Consider the following 17,225-nt stretch of genomic DNA (forward strand, 5'->3'; position numbering starts at 1 on the left):
AAATAGCGAGCGAATCCGCTGCTTCATGCGGCGAAAGTTGGGTTAGAGCGGTTTAAGGTTTGTTAACCGGCTGAGAATGAACGAGCAGCCCCGAATTAATGTTAGATGGGATGGGGTGACCCAGCCGCGCTTGACGAAGATAATCGACGAGCATCTCTCCCCAATGGCTCTCATGTTGGGACACGACAGACGTTACTTGTCCATTGAGAGATCCATTTTGAATTTCTTTGTTCTGGCTGAAAATTAATAGATAGCGATCGAGACCGCTGGCCTTCCAGGTGAGAATGGCAGCCGTTCCCGATATAAAATCCAAAGCAACGAACGCGTCAAAGTGGGGATGCTCATCGATCATCTGTTCGAGGTCCCGATAAGCCTGGGCTTCGTCTCCCCGATTATAGCGTACATCCAGAACCTGAATTTCCGTCCTCGTCCGGATATAGTCCAACAAGCCTTCCACGCGCAGCTTGGACCCGAGCATCCGGTCGAAGCCCGCTTGGACCAGGATCATGCCTTTGCCTCTCAACAGCGCGTTGACGCTCTCGCCCAGCTTCGCCCCGGCTTGCCGGTTATCGATGCCGATATACGCTGTTCGGCCGCTGTCCGGCGCATCCGATTCAAAACAAATGACCGGAATGCCGGCTTGGACGGCTTTCTTAATGACCGGTATCAAGGCGTCCGAGTCAATCGGAGAGATGGCGATTCCGTCGACCTTTTCTTTAATCATCTGCTCCGTGATCCGGATTTGTTGCTCTACGCTGGGATCGTCGGGTGCCCGCGCGATAACCCGACTTCCGTCGCGCGCGGCCGCCGTCTCGGCGCCTTCCGTGATCACTTGATAGAATTCATGCGCCATGGGATAGATGATGCCGTAGGTGAATCCATCCGCTGGCTCCGGCGCTTTCGATTCCACTGGGGCCGGATCGTTGGAAGACGGGCTAGCCGCGGGAGTGGCGTCCCTAACCTCCCGGTTGCAGGAAGCCAAGAGAAGTACCAATAAGACGGGAAGCAGGAATGCACGGAATAACCGCTTTGAAGCGCGCATAAGTCATCCTCCGAATTCCGGGATTAACCATCCGGCAATAGGGTTTTTCGAAACTCTCGGATCGTTTTCCCCGTAACCCGCTTGAACAGATGCGAGAAATAGTTCGGGTCGCTGTATCCGACCTGATAGGCAATTTCATAGGATTTTGCGTTACTGGATTGCAGAAGCTCCAAAGCCTTGCCGATCCGGGTTAACATGAGAAATTCAATGAAGGTTTGACCCGTTTCCTGGCTGAACAGTTTGCTCAAATGGCTGGCGCTGACATTAACATGGTCCGCAGCGTCCTGCAAAGATAAGGTGTTTTTGTGATAATTCGCGTTCACAAAGGATTTCACTTGCTTGATCAGTTCGCCGTATTTGCTCGCGGAGCGCAGACGCCAGCTCCAGAAGTGCTCACATAGCATCATTAAATAGGTTTGAAAGTCATCAAGCGATTGGATCCCCGGAATTTTCTTTTTGAGCTCCTGCAGGCGGTCGTCTTCGTCTTCGATAATCCGGTATAACGCTTTGCCTGAACGAAACACTTCCAGCGTGAGGTCATACAAGACGTACTGCGTGAACAAACCGGGCTTCCACCCATTGGACACCCACTTCGACGTGTAGGAGGCAAGGAACGATTCTGCTTGCTGCCTGGTTCCGAGCTTAAGAAATTCGATAAACGCATGGCGGTCCAGATAGATGAAATCATCGTAAGTTTGGCCGGCAGCATCGTGCCATGCCTTTAAGTTTTGACTGGACAGCTTGCGCCAATGCTTATCCTCCTCGGCAGCCAGAAAAGAGTTGTAGATGCCTTGCATGCGGGCCTGAATGCTTCCTATTCCCATATAGAGGATACACCGCATCTGGGCCTCAATCATGTCCTTGCCTTGGATTTCAAATTGCCGAACCGATCGGGTTAAATCCTCTTCCGAGTCGTCCATCAGAATCCAAGCCAACTCACAGCGGCTTCTGCGGTAGGTCAACAGCTTTAACGTCCCCATCCACTTGCAGCGGATCGCCGTCTCGATCTGGTAAACAAGGTCGCTGCCCGCTGTTTCCTGACTTGCCATCAGCCGGATATCGGTGAGGACGACTGAATAATAGCGTGCCATAAGGTTGATGCCGAATGAATTCGCCTGTTCAATCGCTTCAGCGGACGAAATGAGGCCGTTACAGATATCGCCGATTAACTTCTCCGCCAACCGCTCCTGTTTGAGGTGAAGGTTTTTTTTCAGTTCCTCGATCTCTTTTTTGTTGTTCCAATCCTCATCGATTTTATGGCACACGCGGTGAAGAAGCTGAGTGAGGTCGGCAGAACCAATCGGCTTCAGGCAGTATTCCTCGACACCGAGCTTCAGGGCTTGCCGGGCATATTCGAATTCGTCGTGGCCGCTGAGAAGGATAATTCGGGTCTCCGGCAGCCGTTTCCGGACAATGTTGCTCAGCTCCAGTCCGTCCATAAACGGCATCTTGATATCCGTGATAAGGATATCGGGCTGGTTCGCCTCGATTAACGGCAGCGCCATTTCACCGTCGGGCGCATCCCCGCAAAAGACCAGGCCTTCCCGTTCCCAGTTAATGCAGTTTCGGATATTTTCCCGGATCACGATCTCGTCATCAACCAGAAAGACTTTCTTCATAGCTGTTCCCCCTGAAAAGTGCCGGAATTTCCACACAGACGGTTGTGCCTTCTCCTGCCTTGCTGTCTATGCGTATTTTATAGTCCTGACCGTAAAAGAGGCTGATGCGCTGCTGGACGTTAAGTAAACCGTATCCGGATTTGGTATTGCCCGGCTCCTGGGGAGCCTGCGTCTGATCGAGCGCGTTTCGCAATTTCTTCAGCGTCTCAACCTTCATGCCGATTCCATTGTCTTCGACCCGGATGACCACTGTCTTGCCGGGCCCGCTCCTGGCGGTAATCCGGATCATCCCTTTCCCTCGCTTGTTTTTAATACCGTGATATAAGGCGTTCTCGACGATCGGTTGCAGCGTCATCTTCAGAATGGTGTAGGGAAGGATGGAAGGGTCTTCTTCAATGGTAAAGTCCAAAATGTCGCGGTAGCGCACCTGCTGAATCGTCAAGTAGCTTCGAATATGCTCCAGCTCGTCCCGAATGGAGATCCAGTCATGGCCTTTGCTGAGGCTGATCCGGAAAAAGCGGGAGATCGCAGCAACGAGGTCGATCACCTCCGCGTTTTTTCCTGCCTCCGCCATCCAGATGATGGAGTCCAGCGTGTTATAGAGAAAATGGGGATTGATCTGGGCCTGGAGGATTTTTAGCTCCGCTTTTTGAATCTGCTTCTCCTCTTCAACGGTCTTGTCAATTAACCGTTTGATTTGTTCAATCATGGTATTGAAGCTTCGGCCTAAATCCGCCACTTCATCTGTGCCGTGCGGGCGGAACTTCGTAGCGAGATTCCCTCCAGCGGCTTGCCTCATTTTGTTCTTCAAAATTTTCAGCGGACGGGTGAGCCGTATGGTGATGAAAAAGTACAACGCCACGATAAAGGCGATACTCAGCCCGACCGTCAAGATGATCAGCCACCGGATTTTTTGGACTTCACTGACAATCTCCTGAAGCGGTGCCGCACCGATGATTTTCCAGCCGGTCATCTTGGAGGTCGTGAATATGATAAACAGCGGTTTACCGGCCTGCGTCTGAATGAAATGATCGTGATCCAGAGCCAGGCGCGAGTCCATCTCTTCGGGTAAAACGGTTGCGGCGTACGCCCCTGACGCAGGTCCGACAATGGGCTGGCCGCCGGTATCAGCTACATAGAAATAGCCGGATTTTCCGAGCTTGAAGGCGGTCGTGGACTGGCTGATAAAATCGTCGTTCAGATCGATGACCATAAACCCGATCACCTCATGCGTGATCGGCCTTTTGATGGCGGCCATGATCGAGACGATGCTGCCTTGCTCGTAGGTGAAGCCGTCCAGCCGATCCATCTCCAACGTATCACGAGGAGGCACGACCAGCAGTTGATCCGGATTTTGCATGAGCTTCTGAAAATGGGGGTTATTGAGCGGGTTTTGGTTAAGGGAAAATACCCCCTTGCGTTCACTGATCCCCCGTCCGTAAAGGTTGACCATCAAGATATTCCATACATGGTCGTACTTATAAATTTCCCGGTATAGTCCAATGGTCTGCAGAATTTGTTTCGCATCCGGGAAGGATTGCGTCGGCTTGGACAGAAACTGCAGGACGGACGGGTTCTGATTCAGTTCGAGGAGCCGGCTGGTATCTTGGATGCGGTTATCGATATCCCGGGCGAGTTGATCCACCACCAATATGGCCGAAGCTTTGCTGTGCTCGGAAATGGTACTGTAGGATTTCTGATAGGAAATCAATCCGACGGTAATGAGAGGTACCGACGTAAGAATAGCAAACATGATGAGCATCTTAGCCCTTAAACTGGACGCCGCCAGCCTATAAAGTCTTCTCATAGGGAGCACGTACCTTTCTAAGCGGAACACAAATTATAGCAATTTAAACAAAATCAAGTACATTCATGATACACCATCTCTGGTTGGAAGCGCACACAAAAATAATAAAATCGTGAATCTTCATAAACAATCAAAGAAAAAGGAGTCTCGCTTGCAAAACCATAAAATATCCAAGGTTATAGACAAGATCGTCCGTATGATTTGAAATAAAAGCGCTTTAGAATTGGCTTACACCAAAAAATGGTGATAGTTAGGGGAGGGATGAAAGTGAAGAAGTTCAAGAGTGTAGGCATGGTTTTCACGATTGCGATGGTTATCTTAATGCTCGCGGCGTGCGGCAACAAAGCCGCGAGTTCGAACAATGGGGGAAGCGGCGAAGCGTCCAACAGCCCGAACACGCAGGCGACAACCGCAGGGACGGATAAATCGGGCGGGGCTTCGAATAAGAAAGTCGTGCTTGGCTTTTCGCAGGTTGGGGCAGAAAGCGGCTGGCGTACGGCAAACACGGAATCGATTAAACAGTCCGCAAAAGATGCCGGTTTTGATCTGAAATTCTCCGACGCGCAGCAGAAGCAGGAAAACCAGATCAAAGCTATTCGCTCTTTCATCCAGCAGAAGGTCAGCGTTATCGCTTTCTCGCCGGTCGTGGAATCCGGCTGGGACACAGTGCTGCAGGAAGCTAAGGATGCGGGAATTCCGGTTATCCTGACGGACCGCGCCGTCGATTCGAAAGACACGTCGCTCTATAAGACGTTCATCGGTTCGGACTTCGTAGAAGAAGGACGCAAAGCCGGCAAATGGCTGGCCGATCAATACAAGGATGCCAAGGAGCAGGTCAATATCGTCGAGCTGCAGGGCACGACGGGCTCCGCTCCGGCGATCGACCGCAAGGAAGGGTTTGAAGAGATGATCAAGAGCAATCCGAACCTGAAAATCATCGCCTCCCAAACGGCTGAATTTACGCGTGCCAAAGGCAAAGAAGTCATGCAATCGTTCCTTCAGGCGAACAAAAAGATCGACGTCCTGTATGCGCACAACGACGAAATGGCACTCGGTGCTATTCAAGCCATGGAAGCGGCTGGTCTGGTTGCGGGCAAGGATATCAAAATCATTTCCGTAGACGGCGTAAAAGACGGCATGACGGCCGCTTCGGAAGGCAAAATCAACTACATCGTGGAATGCAACCCGCTCCTTGGTCCGCAGTTGATGCAAGCCGTCAATGACGTGCTGGCGAACAAAGAAATCCCGCAGCGAATTGTTACCGAAGAGAGCGCGTTTACTTCCGACGAAGCGAAGGCCGCACTGCCGGACCGCAAATATTAATAGCGGACTGGAGCTAATCATGAGGGCCACTCCACCCGAGAAGCTGGAGCGGGGTGGCTTTTCCTTTCAAAAGGAGATGTGCAGCCATGACTGTAAAGCAGCCGATCCTGCAGATGACGGGGATCCACAAACGGTTTACCGGCGTCCATGCGTTGAATAATGTGAACTTCCGGCTGTTCCCGGGTGAAGTGCACGCCCTGATGGGAGAGAACGGGGCAGGCAAATCAACGCTGATCAAGGTGCTTACCGGTGTATACACGGCAGATGAAGGGAACGTCACGATCGAAGACCGGCCCGTATCGGTCGCGAATCCGCTAATGGCACAAGCGGAGGGAATCAGCACCGTCTATCAGGAAGTGAACTTATGTCCCAACCTGTCGGTCGCAGAAAATATATACATCGGCCGGGAGCCGCGCAGGATGGGATGCGTGAACTGGAAGGAAATGAACGCAAGGGCGCATAAGCTCCTGCAAGAACGGATGAACCTGAATATTGACGTAACCCGGCCCCTTGACTCCTACTCGGTGGCCGTTCAGCAACTCGTCGCGATTGCGCGCGCGCTGAACATATCGGCCAAGGTGCTCATCCTGGATGAGCCGACGTCCAGCCTGGACCAGAAAGAGGTTCGCGAATTATTTGCCGTCATGCGTAAGTTGAAAGCCCAGGGGCTGGCGATCCTCTTCGTCACTCATTTTCTGGATCAGGTTTATGAAATTTCGGACCGGATTACGATCCTCCGAAACGGAGAGCTCGTCGGCGAGTATTTCACGGCCGAGCTTCCCCGAATCGAACTCGTGCTCAAGATGATCGGGAAAGACCTCGAACTGTTGGCCGAACTCCCGAATGGGGCCGAGGGAAAGCAGGCGGCTTTAAACGGACTCTTTTTGAAAGCGGATCGGCTTGGCCGCGAAGGCGCGATTGAGCCCTATGATTTTGCAATCAAACGGGGAGAAATCGTGGGACTTGTCGGACTGCTAGGCTCTGGACGTACAGAAGCGGCACGCCTGTTGTTCGGCGCAGACCGGTCGGACAGCGGAACCCTTGCGATAAATGGAAAGAGAACGAAGCTGGATTCCCCCCGTCACGCGATCGGCCAAGGCGTCGCGTTTTGTTCGGAAAACCGGAAGACGGAAGGGATTATTGCCGATCTCACGGTCAGGGAGAATATGATCCTGGCGCTGCAGGCCCGCCGGGGCTGGTTTCGCGCTTTGTCGAAAAAACGGCAGGATGAGATTGCGGATGAGTATGTCTTGGCCTTGAACATCACCCCCAAAAATCCGGAAGCGCTGATCAAAAACCTGAGCGGAGGAAATCAGCAAAAAGTCATCTTGGCCAGATGGCTGCTCATGCAGCCGGAGTTCCTCATTCTCGATGAGCCGACACGGGGAATCGATGTCGGGGCAAAGGCGGAAATCCAGAAGCTTGTTCTGTCCCTTGCAAAGAAAGGGATGTCCGTATTGTTTATCTCGTCCGAAATCGAAGAAGTCCTTCGCGTTAGCGACCGCGTCGCGGTGCTGCGCGACCATCGATTGGTTCAGGAAATCTCAGGCGAAGGCATGAATCAGCAGACCGTCATGCAAGCCATTGCAGGAGGTCAGGCCTAATGTGGACCCGTGTTGCCAAGCATCATCTGTTTTGGCCGTTCGTCATTCTTGCCGGGCTGCTGTTGTTTAACCTTATCTACAAGCCCTGGTTTTTTTCGATTCAAGTGAAGAATGGACATCTATACGGCAGTCTCATTGACATCATCAACTTCGGGGCGCCGCTTGCGCTTGTCGCCATCGGGATGACGCTGATCATCGCGACGAAGGGCATTGACCTTTCGGTCGGCTCCGTCATCGCCCTATCGGGTGCCATTTCCTGCTTACTGATAAGCAAAGCGGGGGATCAGAATACGCTCTCCATCGTGCTGCTGTCGGTCGGTGCGGCGCTTGCGCTTTCGCTGTTTGCGGGTCTTTGGAACGGTACCCTCGTGTCCGTGTTCGGCATTCAGCCGATCGTGGCTACCCTGATTCTCATGGTTGCCGGCCGGGGCGTCGCTCAACTGATAACGGGCGGTCAGATTATCACGGTATCGAGCCACAAGTATGAGTTCATCGGCGCCGGTTGGCTGTTCATGCTGCCCTTTTCCGTCTTCATTGTGGCGGTTCTATTTATCGCCGCGTTGTTCCTGACGCGCAAAACCGCGCTCGGCTTGTTCATCGAATCAGTGGGCTCCAACCCGACCGCCAGCCGGCTCATGGGCATCCGGTCGCGAACGATTCTGCTTGCGGTCTATCTGTTCGGCTCTTTGTGCGCGGGTATTGCGGGCCTGATCATCAGCTCGAACGTGTCAAGCGCCGACGGCAATAATGCGGGCCTGTGGTATGAGCTGGACGCCATTCTCGCGGTTGTCATCGGCGGAACCTCCATGAACGGCGGTCGCTTCTATCTGTCGGGCTCGTTGATCGGTGCCATGGTTATCCAGACGCTGACCACGACGATTTATATGACGGGCATTCCTTCCGACACCATTCTGGTAGTGAAGGCGGTCGTCGTTTTCGCGGTTTGCTTGATACAGTCCGAGAAGTTCCGAAAAAAAGTGTTTCGGTCGAGAAAAGCGACGGCGAAACCAAACGAAAGCGAGGTGGCCCGCAGTGTTTAAGCGCCGCTTTATACCGCTACTGGTCACGATCGGCCTGTTCGTGCTGATGATCATCGCGGGTTCCTGCCGGTATGCGGGATTTTTATCCGCCCAGGTGTTTTACAACTTATTGATTGATAATGCGTTCCTCCTTATCGTTGCGGTCGGGATGACTTTCGTCATCCTAACAGGCGGGATCGATTTATCCGTCGGTTCGATGGTGGCGTTGACGACCATGATCTCGGCTTCGCTTGTCCAAAATCACGGATGGCCGCCTGCCGTCGTCATTCCGTTGGTACTTGTCATCGGCACCTTATTCGGGCTCATTATGGGGGCAGTCATCCATTACTTTGAGATCCAGCCGTTTATCGTCACCCTGGCGGGGATGTTCCTCGCGAGAGGCCTTTGTTATGTCATCAGCATCCAAACCATTACGATTGACGACAGCTTCTACAAAACGATGGCGCTTACCAAAATCCGTATGCCGGGTGGAAACTTTATCTCCATCAGTGTTCTGATCGCCGTTGCCATGGTCCTGGTCGGAGTGTTTCTGGCCCACTATTCCCGGTTTGGCCGTAATACCTATGCGATTGGCGGCAGCGAACAATCTGCCGTCCTGATGGGCTTGCCCGTTGCCCACACGAAAATGCGGGTCTATGCTTTCAGCGGTTTCTGCTCGGCCTTGGGCGGCGTGGTCTTTACCTTCTACATGCTCTCCGGCTACAGCCTGCATGCCATGGGGATGGAGCTTGATGCGGTTGCAGCCGTCGTGATCGGCGGAACACTGATTACGGGCGGTGTCGGCTTTGTTGCCGGGACTGTGTTTGGTGTGCTGATTCAAGGGATTATCCAGACCATTATCAGCTTTGAAGGTACGCTCAGTTCCTGGTGGACGCGGATCGTCATCGGCATTTTGCTTCTGGTGTTTATTCTCATGCAGCGCGTGCTAAGCGCGAAAGCTGCGCAAACGAAGGCAGCCTAAGGTCGCCGGGAGGTCTGTGGCGGGACAACCCAAAGGTTTCCCTGCAGGCCTTTCCGCCGCAACCTAACATCGGCCACGGAGCCAGAATATCCGCAACGTCGAGGTTCGGATCGACGGCCTGACTTTGAGTATCGTGTCGATCCACGATATGGTAAAGTTGGTAATGAACTTTTTCCGCGTTGCGGATACCGATAAGGTGGACGAACCCCATGAGATACAATCGAATGAAGGGCATTGGCATGCTGTTGCTGATCGGCATGCTGCTGGTGTGGTTCCGGGCGTCGACGGACGGTAAGCATACGGTGCAGACCACTATTGCGGCCAATGGGCATGTGCCGGATAGTGCACCCCAGACGAGCAAGTTTAAGATGCGTCCCATCGTCGTCGGCTTTTCGCAGCTGGGTTCCGAAAGCGACTGGCGCAAGGCGAATACCCGTTCCATACAGGAAGCGGCCGCCAACATGGGGATCACGCTGCTGTTTAAGAATGCCGAACAGTCGCAGGAGAAGCAATTTGAAGCGATTCGGGAATTTATCGCCAGGAAAGTCGATGTCATTGCGATTTCCCCCGTCATCGAATCCGGTTGGGAAGCTATCCTGCAGGAGGCTAAGGAGGCGGGAATTCCGGTCATTCTGTCCGACCGTTCGGTCCAGATCCGGGACCCGTCTCTGTATGTCACCCTAATCGGTTCGGATTTTAATGAAGAAGGGCGAAAGGCCGGGAAGTACCTGCTGGACAAGGTCCGGGATCGGCCGGGGCCGGTCCGTATTGTGGAGCTGCAGGGTACGGCAGGCTCCACGCCTTCGATTGAGCGCGGGAAAGGATTTCGCGCTATCATTCAGAAGCGTAGGGATCTGACCATCATCTCCTCGGCGCCGGCTGATTTTACGGTCGAGCAGGGACAAACGGTGATGCAGCGGATGTTGGAAAAGTATGGACCCGATATCGACGTGCTCTACGCGCATAACGATGATATGGCACTTGGTGCGATAACGGCGATTGAACAATATGGGCTGCAGCCGGGGAAGGATATCGTCATCCTTTCGGTAGATGGGACCAAACGGGCATTTCAAAGGATGGTCCAAGGCAAGATCAATGCCGTTGTGGAATGCAACCCGATGTTCGGCTCGATTCTGATGCAAGCGGTAAAGGAAACTCTGGAAGGCCGAACTCTTCCCAAAAAATTAGTGATGCCGGAAAGCATCTTCACCGATGCACTCGCCGACAAGGAGGTAGACAGCCGGCAGTATTGAGCTAACGTCGTTGCGGATCGGCAAGTAAATCTTAAAAGTTTAATTAACAATTAAAATTAGTTGAAATCACAAATAGGGTATGATAAGGTCAAGATAGAACGACAACAGGAGGCTGTTATGAAAACGCTATTCCGCTATCTTGACCACCCTGTCATTGAACCGCAGCCCGGCTGCGCCTGGGCCGATAAAATGGTGCTCAATCCCGCAATCGTCGCGGACCCCGATCCTTCGTCGACCACGCTGCACATGCTGTTCCGGGCAACCGGCCCATGGCCGCAGAAGCGGAGAGAGGGCTGCCACGACCCGTATCCGATTTTCCTCGGCTATGCGAAGAGCGAGGACCGGGGCGTCACCTGGGATGCCGACTTTTCCCGTCCGGCGCTCGCGCCGGCGCTCGGCTATGAGGAAGACGAGCTGTACATCGAGGACATTCACGGGCGCCGCGTGCGCAATTATTCCAACGGCTGCATCGAGGACCCGCGCATTTTCTCCGTGGAAGGCGAATGGTACCTGACGGTGGCCTGCCGCCCGTTCCCGCCGGGACCGTACTGGCTGGCCGATCAAGACCCGCCCGTAGAGACGCGCTTCGAGTATGTGCCCTCGTGGATTTTCGAGGGGGAGACGGAGGACCCGTTCGTCCGGACGGCCCGCTCCAACGATACGGTGACGGTGCTGTACAAGCTCGACCTGGACCGGCTGAAGGCGGGCGATTACGACGCCGCGTTCCGCTACGTCTGTCCGCTCACGGAAGGCCATGTCAGCGACAACCGCGACGTGTTCCTCTTCTCGGAGAAGATGGTGATCGACGGCCGCCCGCAGTATGTCATGCTGCACCGGCCGATGAACGTGCTGCCCTTCCCGGGCGGCGACCAAGCGAAGAAGCCGTCCATTTATCTGGCGGCTGCCGACTCGATCGAGGACTTCGCTTCCCCCAAGGCGACTCACCGGCTGCTCGCGACCAGCCTGTTCGATTGGGAAGAGAACCGCGTCGGCGCGAGCTGGCCGCCCGTCCGTCTGGGCGACGGCGAGTGGCTCGTCCCTTACCACGGCAAGAAAGACATCTATTTCGGCTATACCCAGTCTTTCCTGATCGTGCGCGAACGGGCCAACGATTTTCCCGAGGTGGTGCACCGCTGCCCGGAACGGCTGATGTATGCCGAGCGGAACTGGGAGATGCCTTCCGATTACCCGACGCCCTGCCTGTTTACAACGGGCGGAGTCGTGCAGGACGGCGAACTGATCATGGCCTACGGAGCGGCGGACCAGAAGGTGGGTATCGCTTGGGCCGATTTCGCCGACCTTGTTGCGTTGATCCGGCAGTATGATGCTGAAGGGCGGCAAATTTCGGCGCCGGAAGAAGACCTGGTTCGTTAACCGGGCTCGAAGGTTCGAAGGAAAATTGATAAAAGCCCATTCTGCCAGTATGATAGAGAAAATCAGGAGCATGTGGGCGAGGGGAACGTTTTGTTGAAAAAGGTTACGTTGCAGATGATCGCCGACCGGGTCGGGGTGTCCAAGGCGCTCGTGTCGAAGGCGCTCGGAGGCGACCCGGCCGTCAACGACGGCACGCGCGAAGAAATCCGGCGAACCGCCCAGGAGATGGGGTACCGGTTCGACAAGCTGAGAAAATCCTCCGTGCAGCGCAGGACCGGCAATATCGCCGTACTGATGCCGGAGGCTTACCTCAGCGACATGGAATACTGGAGCAAGCTGATCGGCGGCGTGAGCAAGGCACTGGCCGCCCAGGAATTCAGCATGCTGCTCGCGAACATCGACCCGTCGCTAGAGCCGGAGGAGGGAATGCCCGCGGGTCTCGCCGACAAGGCGGACGGAGCACTGCTCTTGGGGCATATTCCCGCGGCGTATAGGAAAACGCTGGATGACCTCGGCCTGCCTTACGTGCTGGTCGATTCCAACGATCCGTTGGCCCGGCATCACCATGTCCTGGCGAACAATTTCCTCGGCGCTTACGAGGCGACGGCCTATCTGCTGGAAGCGGGGCACCGCAAGCTCGCCTTTGTCGGCGACCGGGAGGCGGCCTGGAGCTTCCGCGAGCGGCACCGCGGCTTCGAAGAAGCGCTGCGCGACTTCAACCAGAGCGCGGCCGAGGACCAAGCGGCGAGCCTTCGGGTTCGCGGGCTCGGCGTCAGCGGCCGAGGCAATTATGTCCACGGCGCCGAGTTCGAGGAGCAGCTGCGGGCCGCGATCTCTGCGGAGGCCGTGACGGCTTTCTTCTGCGCCAACGATACCCTGGCGATCGAGACGATGCGCCTGCTGTTCGAGTGGAAGCTGAAATGCCCGGAGGATTTCTCGATCATCGGGTTCGATGACCTGAGTCTCGCGCAGTTCATGATCCCCAAGCTGACGACCGTGAGCGTGCCCAAGGAGGGCATCGGCGCCCGCGCCGTGGAATCGGTGCTGGAGCTGACTCGCAACCCGGATAGGCCATGTGAACAGGTGCTGCTTCGAACCGAGCTGATCGAGCGGGAATCCGTGCGCAAGCAGGGAGACGGCAATCGGCCGGAGGCGCAGTAAGGCCGAAAGGCGGTAAAGCAAGGACAGAAGAAGGTTGTGTAAAGCCGCAAGACGGCACAGTAAGGCAGCACTATGGTAAAGGTAAGACGATGAGCGGCGCTCCGAAAGGAATGCCTTAACCGAATACGAGCAAGCCGCGCCGGTTCCGCTTTTGCGGGAGCGGCGCTTTTTGTGCAACGAAAGAGCGCCCGAGCGGCTATCGCTGGGCTCAGAGTGGGGGGGTGGGGCAGCCGGTCCGAGTGCTTTCCATCCCGCCTATGAGAGAGAACTCCTTCACGCCAATGAAGTTGAATAAAGTTTAATGAAACAAAAAAACTTCCTCCGGAGAGGAAGCCGGTCAGTATTCGATTCCGCGCACCTTGGCGAAGATCAGCGTGTCGCGAAGCTGACCGCTCGTGTCGAGCGCCTCGGAGCGCATTACGCCCTCCATGGTAAACCCGCAGCTTCGCGCTACCGCCGCGCTTGCGATATTGCGGCTGTCGCAGTAGATTTCGAGCCGGTTCGCGCCGAGCTCGCGAATGGCAAACTGCTCGATCGCCCGAACCGCCTCCGAGATGTACCCCTGACGGGCCAGGGAGGTCCGGACCCAGTAGCCGATCTCGAATTTCCTCGCTTCCCAATGGATGCGATGAAGGCCGCTGCCGCCGACGAACTCGCCGTTGTCCTTGCGGAACAGCTGCAGCCGCAGGTCCTCGCGGCGCAAGAACTTGAGCCGGGCTTCGCGCACGTTCAGCTCCGACGCTTCGACGGTCGGCGCCTCCGCCGCCCACGGCATCCAGGGCTTCAATTCATTCAGGCTTTCCCGGATCGCCGCGTTCATGGCGGCGCCTTCTCCGTAGCGCGGAGCGCCGATTCGCAGCCGTTCGCTCTCGAAGCTCTCGGGAAAATCCAGCAGCAGGGGGTTGGACAGGGAGCTCATGCTTTCCACCTCGGTCTCCTGACGGGCAGGAGCTAAATTTCTCGTTACTGTACCACGAGAAGCGAAGGCGGACAAGGGGCGGCCTCCGGAAAAAAATCAATTGAGCCGAATCCTCTCTCCCTATACAATGGAAAGCAGGCTTATCCGCGCGCTTCGGCGTCTATCCGGATAAGCCGTTATCCTGTCGCGAAAAGAGGCACCGGTTTGAACGCATCTTCTCCTACCCGCACATTTGCCTTCATCAAGCTGTTTACCTTTTTTACCTATGGCTCCATGGCGGTCCTGCAGGTCTATTTCCCCCTGTATTTCAGCGAGATCGGCCTCTCCAAGCTGCAGATCGGCATGATCATGGCCGGCGGACCGGTTTTGTCGGTGTTCGCCAATCCCTTCTGGGGCTACGTGAGCGACCGCCGGCAGAACATTCGGATGACGCTGGTGATCCTGCTTACCGGCAGCCTGTTGCTGGTTCAAGGCGTATCCGCCGCCCGTTCCTTCTGGCCGCTTACGGCGGTGATGCTGGTCTTCTTCTTCTTTCAAAGCCCGCTCACCTCGCAGGGCACCAGCCTGATTCTGAACGCCATCGAAGACACGGACCGCAAGTTCGGCGGCTTCCGGCTCTTCGGCTCGCTTGGGTACGCCGTCGTCGCGCTCGGCGCCGGGCCGTTGTTTGCCCGGATCGGCAGCGGATGGGCGACGGCCGCTTACTCTTGTCTCATCGTGATCGCGCTTGCCGCGGCCGTAGGGCTTCCGCGCGGAGGCGAGGCCAAGGTGGGAAGCGCGTTCTCGGCAAAGGGCTACGGGCAGATTTTTCGCAACCGGCCGTTTGTGCTCTTCGTGCTGCTCGGCGTGTTCCTCTCCGTGCCCAATTCGGTCAATTCGACCTTCGTCTCCCTCTACATCCGCGAGCTAGGCGGATCGAACGCCATGGTCGGCTGGGGATCGTTCCTGTCCGCGTTCTTCGAGATTCCCGTCTTCTTGCTGCTCGACCGTCTGGTAAAGCGCAACAGCCGCTACCTGCTTGCGGGGCTCAGCTTGGTGAGCGTGGTGTTCGCCTTGCGCTGGCTGTTCATGTCGCTCGCGACCCATCCGATCCATATTCTGCTCACCCAAATGCTGCATTGCGTCAGCTTCGGCGTCTATTCGTACCTGGGGACGACGCTCACTTCGCTCTGGGTACCGGCGGAGTACCGCGCTTCGGGGCAGGCGGTATTCACCCTGACTTGGGGCGGCCTGTCGGGGATCATCGCCGGCTTTGCCGGCGGCTGGCTGTACGACGCGGCGGGCGCTTCCGTGCTGTACCGGCTGGGAGCTGTGATGGCGCTCGTCGGCGCGTTCGGCTTCGCCTTGCTGTTGGTTAAGTCTTCGGCCGGCAGGAAGCCGGACTGGAAAGGGCAAGGGAACGCGGGATAATCAAATCCGCAGCCGAGTGGTATAATGAAACGGAATTTTTTTAACGGACCGGAGGGCGACGGCATGGAGCCATTGCTTGCGATCGATAATCTATCGAAGAGCTTTGCCGCGGAGAATGAGCGGGTTACCTTATTTACGGGCGTTACCGCCGCAATCGAGGAGCGGACGGCCATCGCGCTGATCGGCGTGTCCGGACAGGGGAAGAGCACGTTCTTGCGCATTCTCGGCCGATTGGAGGCGCCGGATGAGGGAACGCTGCGCTTCCATGGCCGAGTTGCGGCGGATTGGCCGCCGACGGAATGGCGGAAGCGGATCGTCTACGTGGCTCAGCAGCCCATCATGCTGCCGGGGTCGGTGGAGGATAACCTGCGCACGGCAAGCCGGCTTCACCGGACACCGTTCGATGCCGGCTTGGCTGCCCGGCTGATGGAGGAGCTCGGCCTGCCGGATGTCGCCTTAAGCAAGGAAGCGTCCACCTTATCGGGGGGACAAAAACAGCGGCTCGCGGTCATTCGCTCCTTGCTGCTGGAGCCCGAGCTCCTGCTGTTGGATGAAGTAACCTCGTCGCTCGACGGAGACAGCAAGAAGCGGGTCGAAGCGACGCTCGGCGCTTGGTCCCGCGAACGGGGGACGGCGCTCGTATGGATTACCCACGATCTGGAGCAGGCCGGAACGAACAGCGACCGCATCTGGCACCTGGCCGAGCATGCCCTGAAGGAGGACCTGCCGACCGCGAGCTTCTTCGCTCAGCGCGGGTATAGCGCTCCGAACAGCGGGGAGGAATGGCGATGAGCTATTGGACGCTCAGCTTGACGCTGGTGTTTATCTTGATCACCATGCTGCTTTCCTTGCGGCAGAAGCTTGGATTGGAGAAGGAAATCGCCATCGGCACCGTCCGGGCCGCCGTCCAATTGTTCGCCGTCGGCTATATCCTGGAGTATGTCTTCCGCTCCCGCCAACCGCTCATCATCCTGCTGATCTTGGCCGTGATGATAACGGTCGCGGCGGAGAACGCCCGCAAGCGGGGCAAAGGGCTGCCCGGTGCGTTCTGGCGGATCATGGCGGCCATCGCCGCGACGGAGACGGCGACCATGGGATTGCTGCTGCTGCTCGGAATGGTGAAGCCGGAGCCGCAACAGATCATCCCCATCAGCGGCATGATCATCGGCAATGCCATGGTGGTCTGTGCGCTGTATCTCAACCAGATGATGCGCGAGGTAGAAGCCTCCCGTGGAGAGATCGAGGTATTGCTGTCTCTGGGAGCCACCGTGCGGCAAGCCGTTCAGGACCCGCTCAAGCGCGCGGTCAAGGCCAGCATGATTCCTTCGATCGACGGGATGAAGACGGTCGGTATCGTTCAATTGCCGGGAATGATGACCGGGATGATCATCGCCGGAGCCAGCCCGTTGCAGGCGGTGCGCTATCAGATTCTGATCATGTTCTCCTTCAGCGCTTCGGCTGCGCTGACCTCGATCTTGCTTGCGCTGATCAGCTACGGGATGTGGTTCAGCGACGACGGCCGGCTGCTGGGAACACCCAAATGAAGGCAAGCTTTCTTCAATAATGGGGCCGTGCCGCTTTGCGAAATGGATGTTCGCAGGCGGCTTTTCGTGCTCCGCGGGAGACCGATTGCCGCAGCAACCCCCAGGCGCTTTTCCAGAACGCTTCCGTCCCCTCCGCTCGGCTTGCAGCTCTCTTCGATAACGCTCGTT

At 56.2% G+C, this 17,225-nt stretch carries 14 protein-coding genes; 10 read left to right on the top strand and 4 right to left on the bottom strand.

All coding sequences use genetic code 11. From position 1 onward, the window contains the following. Positions 1-52 precede the first annotated feature (52 nt). From ACSEXS_RS03500 to ACSEXS_RS03510, 3 genes are all read right to left on the bottom strand, one after another. Entirely contained in the window at positions 53-910 is an 858-nt protein-coding gene (locus ACSEXS_RS03500) for a sugar ABC transporter substrate-binding protein (RefSeq protein WP_438431796.1), read from the bottom strand. A 155-nt stretch (positions 911-1,065) separates the two neighbouring features. Then, positions 1,066-2,661: a response regulator transcription factor gene (locus ACSEXS_RS03505; RefSeq protein ID WP_438431797.1), complete on the bottom strand. Its 1,596-nt coding sequence runs from the start codon at positions 2,659-2,661 to the stop codon at positions 1,066-1,068. Further along, positions 2,639-4,414, bottom strand: a complete 1,776-nt coding sequence (locus ACSEXS_RS03510; protein ID WP_438431798.1) for a sensor histidine kinase — start codon at positions 4,412-4,414, stop codon at positions 2,639-2,641. Before ACSEXS_RS03510 ends, ACSEXS_RS03505 begins: the two co-directional genes overlap by 23 nt. Positions 4,415-4,735: 321 nt before the next feature. Between ACSEXS_RS03510 and ACSEXS_RS03515 the strand changes: the two genes are divergently transcribed. The 7 genes from ACSEXS_RS03515 (at position 4,736) to ACSEXS_RS03545 (ending at position 13,184) form a co-directional block, all read left to right on the top strand. Beyond that, on the top strand, positions 4,736-5,791 hold the full coding sequence (locus tag ACSEXS_RS03515; protein WP_438431799.1) for an ABC transporter substrate-binding protein: 1,056 nt from the start codon (positions 4,736-4,738) through the stop codon (positions 5,789-5,791). Positions 5,792-5,877: 86 nt separating this feature from the next. Further along, complete coding sequence (locus ACSEXS_RS03520; RefSeq protein ID WP_438431800.1) at positions 5,878-7,395, top strand: sugar ABC transporter ATP-binding protein; 1,518 nt, start codon at positions 5,878-5,880, stop codon at positions 7,393-7,395. Continuing rightward, positions 7,395-8,435, top strand: coding sequence for an ABC transporter permease (locus ACSEXS_RS03525; RefSeq protein WP_438431801.1), 1,041 nt, complete (start codon positions 7,395-7,397; stop codon positions 8,433-8,435). Before ACSEXS_RS03520 ends, ACSEXS_RS03525 begins: the two co-directional genes overlap by 1 nt. Then, positions 8,428-9,396 (top strand): galactofuranose ABC transporter, permease protein YjfF, encoded by a 969-nt coding sequence (gene yjfF, locus ACSEXS_RS03530; RefSeq protein ID WP_438431802.1) that lies wholly within the window; start codon positions 8,428-8,430, stop codon positions 9,394-9,396. Before ACSEXS_RS03525 ends, yjfF begins: the two co-directional genes overlap by 8 nt. Positions 9,397-9,605: 209 nt before the next feature. Continuing rightward, a complete protein-coding gene (locus tag ACSEXS_RS03535; RefSeq protein ID WP_438431803.1) occupies positions 9,606-10,649 on the top strand; it encodes an ABC transporter substrate-binding protein in 1,044 nt (347 codons plus the stop codon). 117 nt (positions 10,650-10,766) lie between these two features. Next, positions 10,767-12,023 carry a glycoside hydrolase family 130 protein gene (locus ACSEXS_RS03540; protein ID WP_438431804.1) on the top strand — a complete coding sequence of 419 codons (1,257 nt, stop codon included), beginning with the start codon at positions 10,767-10,769 and terminating at the stop codon, positions 12,021-12,023. A 93-nt stretch (positions 12,024-12,116) separates the two neighbouring features. Further along, positions 12,117-13,184 (top strand): LacI family DNA-binding transcriptional regulator, encoded by a 1,068-nt coding sequence (locus ACSEXS_RS03545; protein ID WP_438431805.1) that lies wholly within the window; start codon positions 12,117-12,119, stop codon positions 13,182-13,184. 337 nt (positions 13,185-13,521) lie between these two features. Here the strand turns inward: ACSEXS_RS03545 and ACSEXS_RS03550 are convergent, their stop codons facing one another. After that, complete coding sequence (locus ACSEXS_RS03550) at positions 13,522-14,103, bottom strand: GNAT family N-acetyltransferase (protein WP_438433074.1); 582 nt, start codon at positions 14,101-14,103, stop codon at positions 13,522-13,524. Between the two features lie 204 nt (positions 14,104-14,307). Between ACSEXS_RS03550 and ACSEXS_RS03555 the strand changes: the two genes are divergently transcribed. From ACSEXS_RS03555 to ACSEXS_RS03565, 3 genes are all read left to right on the top strand, one after another. Further along, on the top strand, positions 14,308-15,513 hold the full coding sequence (locus ACSEXS_RS03555) for an MFS transporter (protein ID WP_438431806.1): 1,206 nt from the start codon (positions 14,308-14,310) through the stop codon (positions 15,511-15,513). A gap of 63 nt (positions 15,514-15,576) precedes the next feature. Beyond that, entirely contained in the window at positions 15,577-16,305 is a 729-nt protein-coding gene (locus ACSEXS_RS03560) for an ABC transporter ATP-binding protein (RefSeq protein WP_438431807.1), read from the top strand. Continuing rightward, the gene (locus tag ACSEXS_RS03565) at positions 16,302-17,057 is read left to right on the top strand and encodes an ABC transporter permease (protein WP_438431808.1); all 756 of its coding nucleotides are present in this window, start codon (positions 16,302-16,304) and stop codon (positions 17,055-17,057) included. The genes ACSEXS_RS03560 and ACSEXS_RS03565 overlap by 4 nt, the downstream gene beginning before the upstream one ends. The last annotated feature ends 168 nt before the right edge of the window (positions 17,058-17,225 follow it).

Source organism: Gorillibacterium terrae (assembly GCF_051594785.1).
GTDB lineage: Bacteria > Bacillota > Bacilli > Paenibacillales > NBRC-103111 > Gorillibacterium.

What these genes read in the sequence shown, in the direction of transcription:
- ACSEXS_RS03505 (WP_438431797.1), bottom strand. Translation starts at nt 2,661, where the DNA reads ATGAAGAAAGTCTTTCTGGTTGATGACGAGATCGTGATCCGGGAAAAT.
- ACSEXS_RS03510 (WP_438431798.1), bottom strand. Translation starts at nt 4,414, where the DNA reads ATGTTTGCTATTCTTACGTCGGTACCTCTCATTACCGTCGGATTGATT.
- ACSEXS_RS03520 (WP_438431800.1), top strand. Translation starts at nt 5,878, where the DNA reads ATGACTGTAAAGCAGCCGATCCTGCAGATGACGGGGATCCACAAACGG.
- ACSEXS_RS03525 (WP_438431801.1), top strand. Translation starts at nt 7,395, where the DNA reads ATGTGGACCCGTGTTGCCAAGCATCATCTGTTTTGGCCGTTCGTCATT.
- ACSEXS_RS03535 (WP_438431803.1), top strand. Translation starts at nt 9,606, where the DNA reads ATGAGATACAATCGAATGAAGGGCATTGGCATGCTGTTGCTGATCGGC.
- ACSEXS_RS03540 (WP_438431804.1), top strand. Translation starts at nt 10,767, where the DNA reads ATGAAAACGCTATTCCGCTATCTTGACCACCCTGTCATTGAACCGCAG.
- ACSEXS_RS03550 (WP_438433074.1), bottom strand. Translation starts at nt 14,103, where the DNA reads ATGAGCTCCCTGTCCAACCCCCTGCTGCTGGATTTTCCCGAGAGCTTC.
- ACSEXS_RS03560 (WP_438431807.1), top strand. Translation starts at nt 15,577, where the DNA reads ATGGAGCCATTGCTTGCGATCGATAATCTATCGAAGAGCTTTGCCGCG.
- ACSEXS_RS03565 (WP_438431808.1), top strand. Translation starts at nt 16,302, where the DNA reads ATGAGCTATTGGACGCTCAGCTTGACGCTGGTGTTTATCTTGATCACC.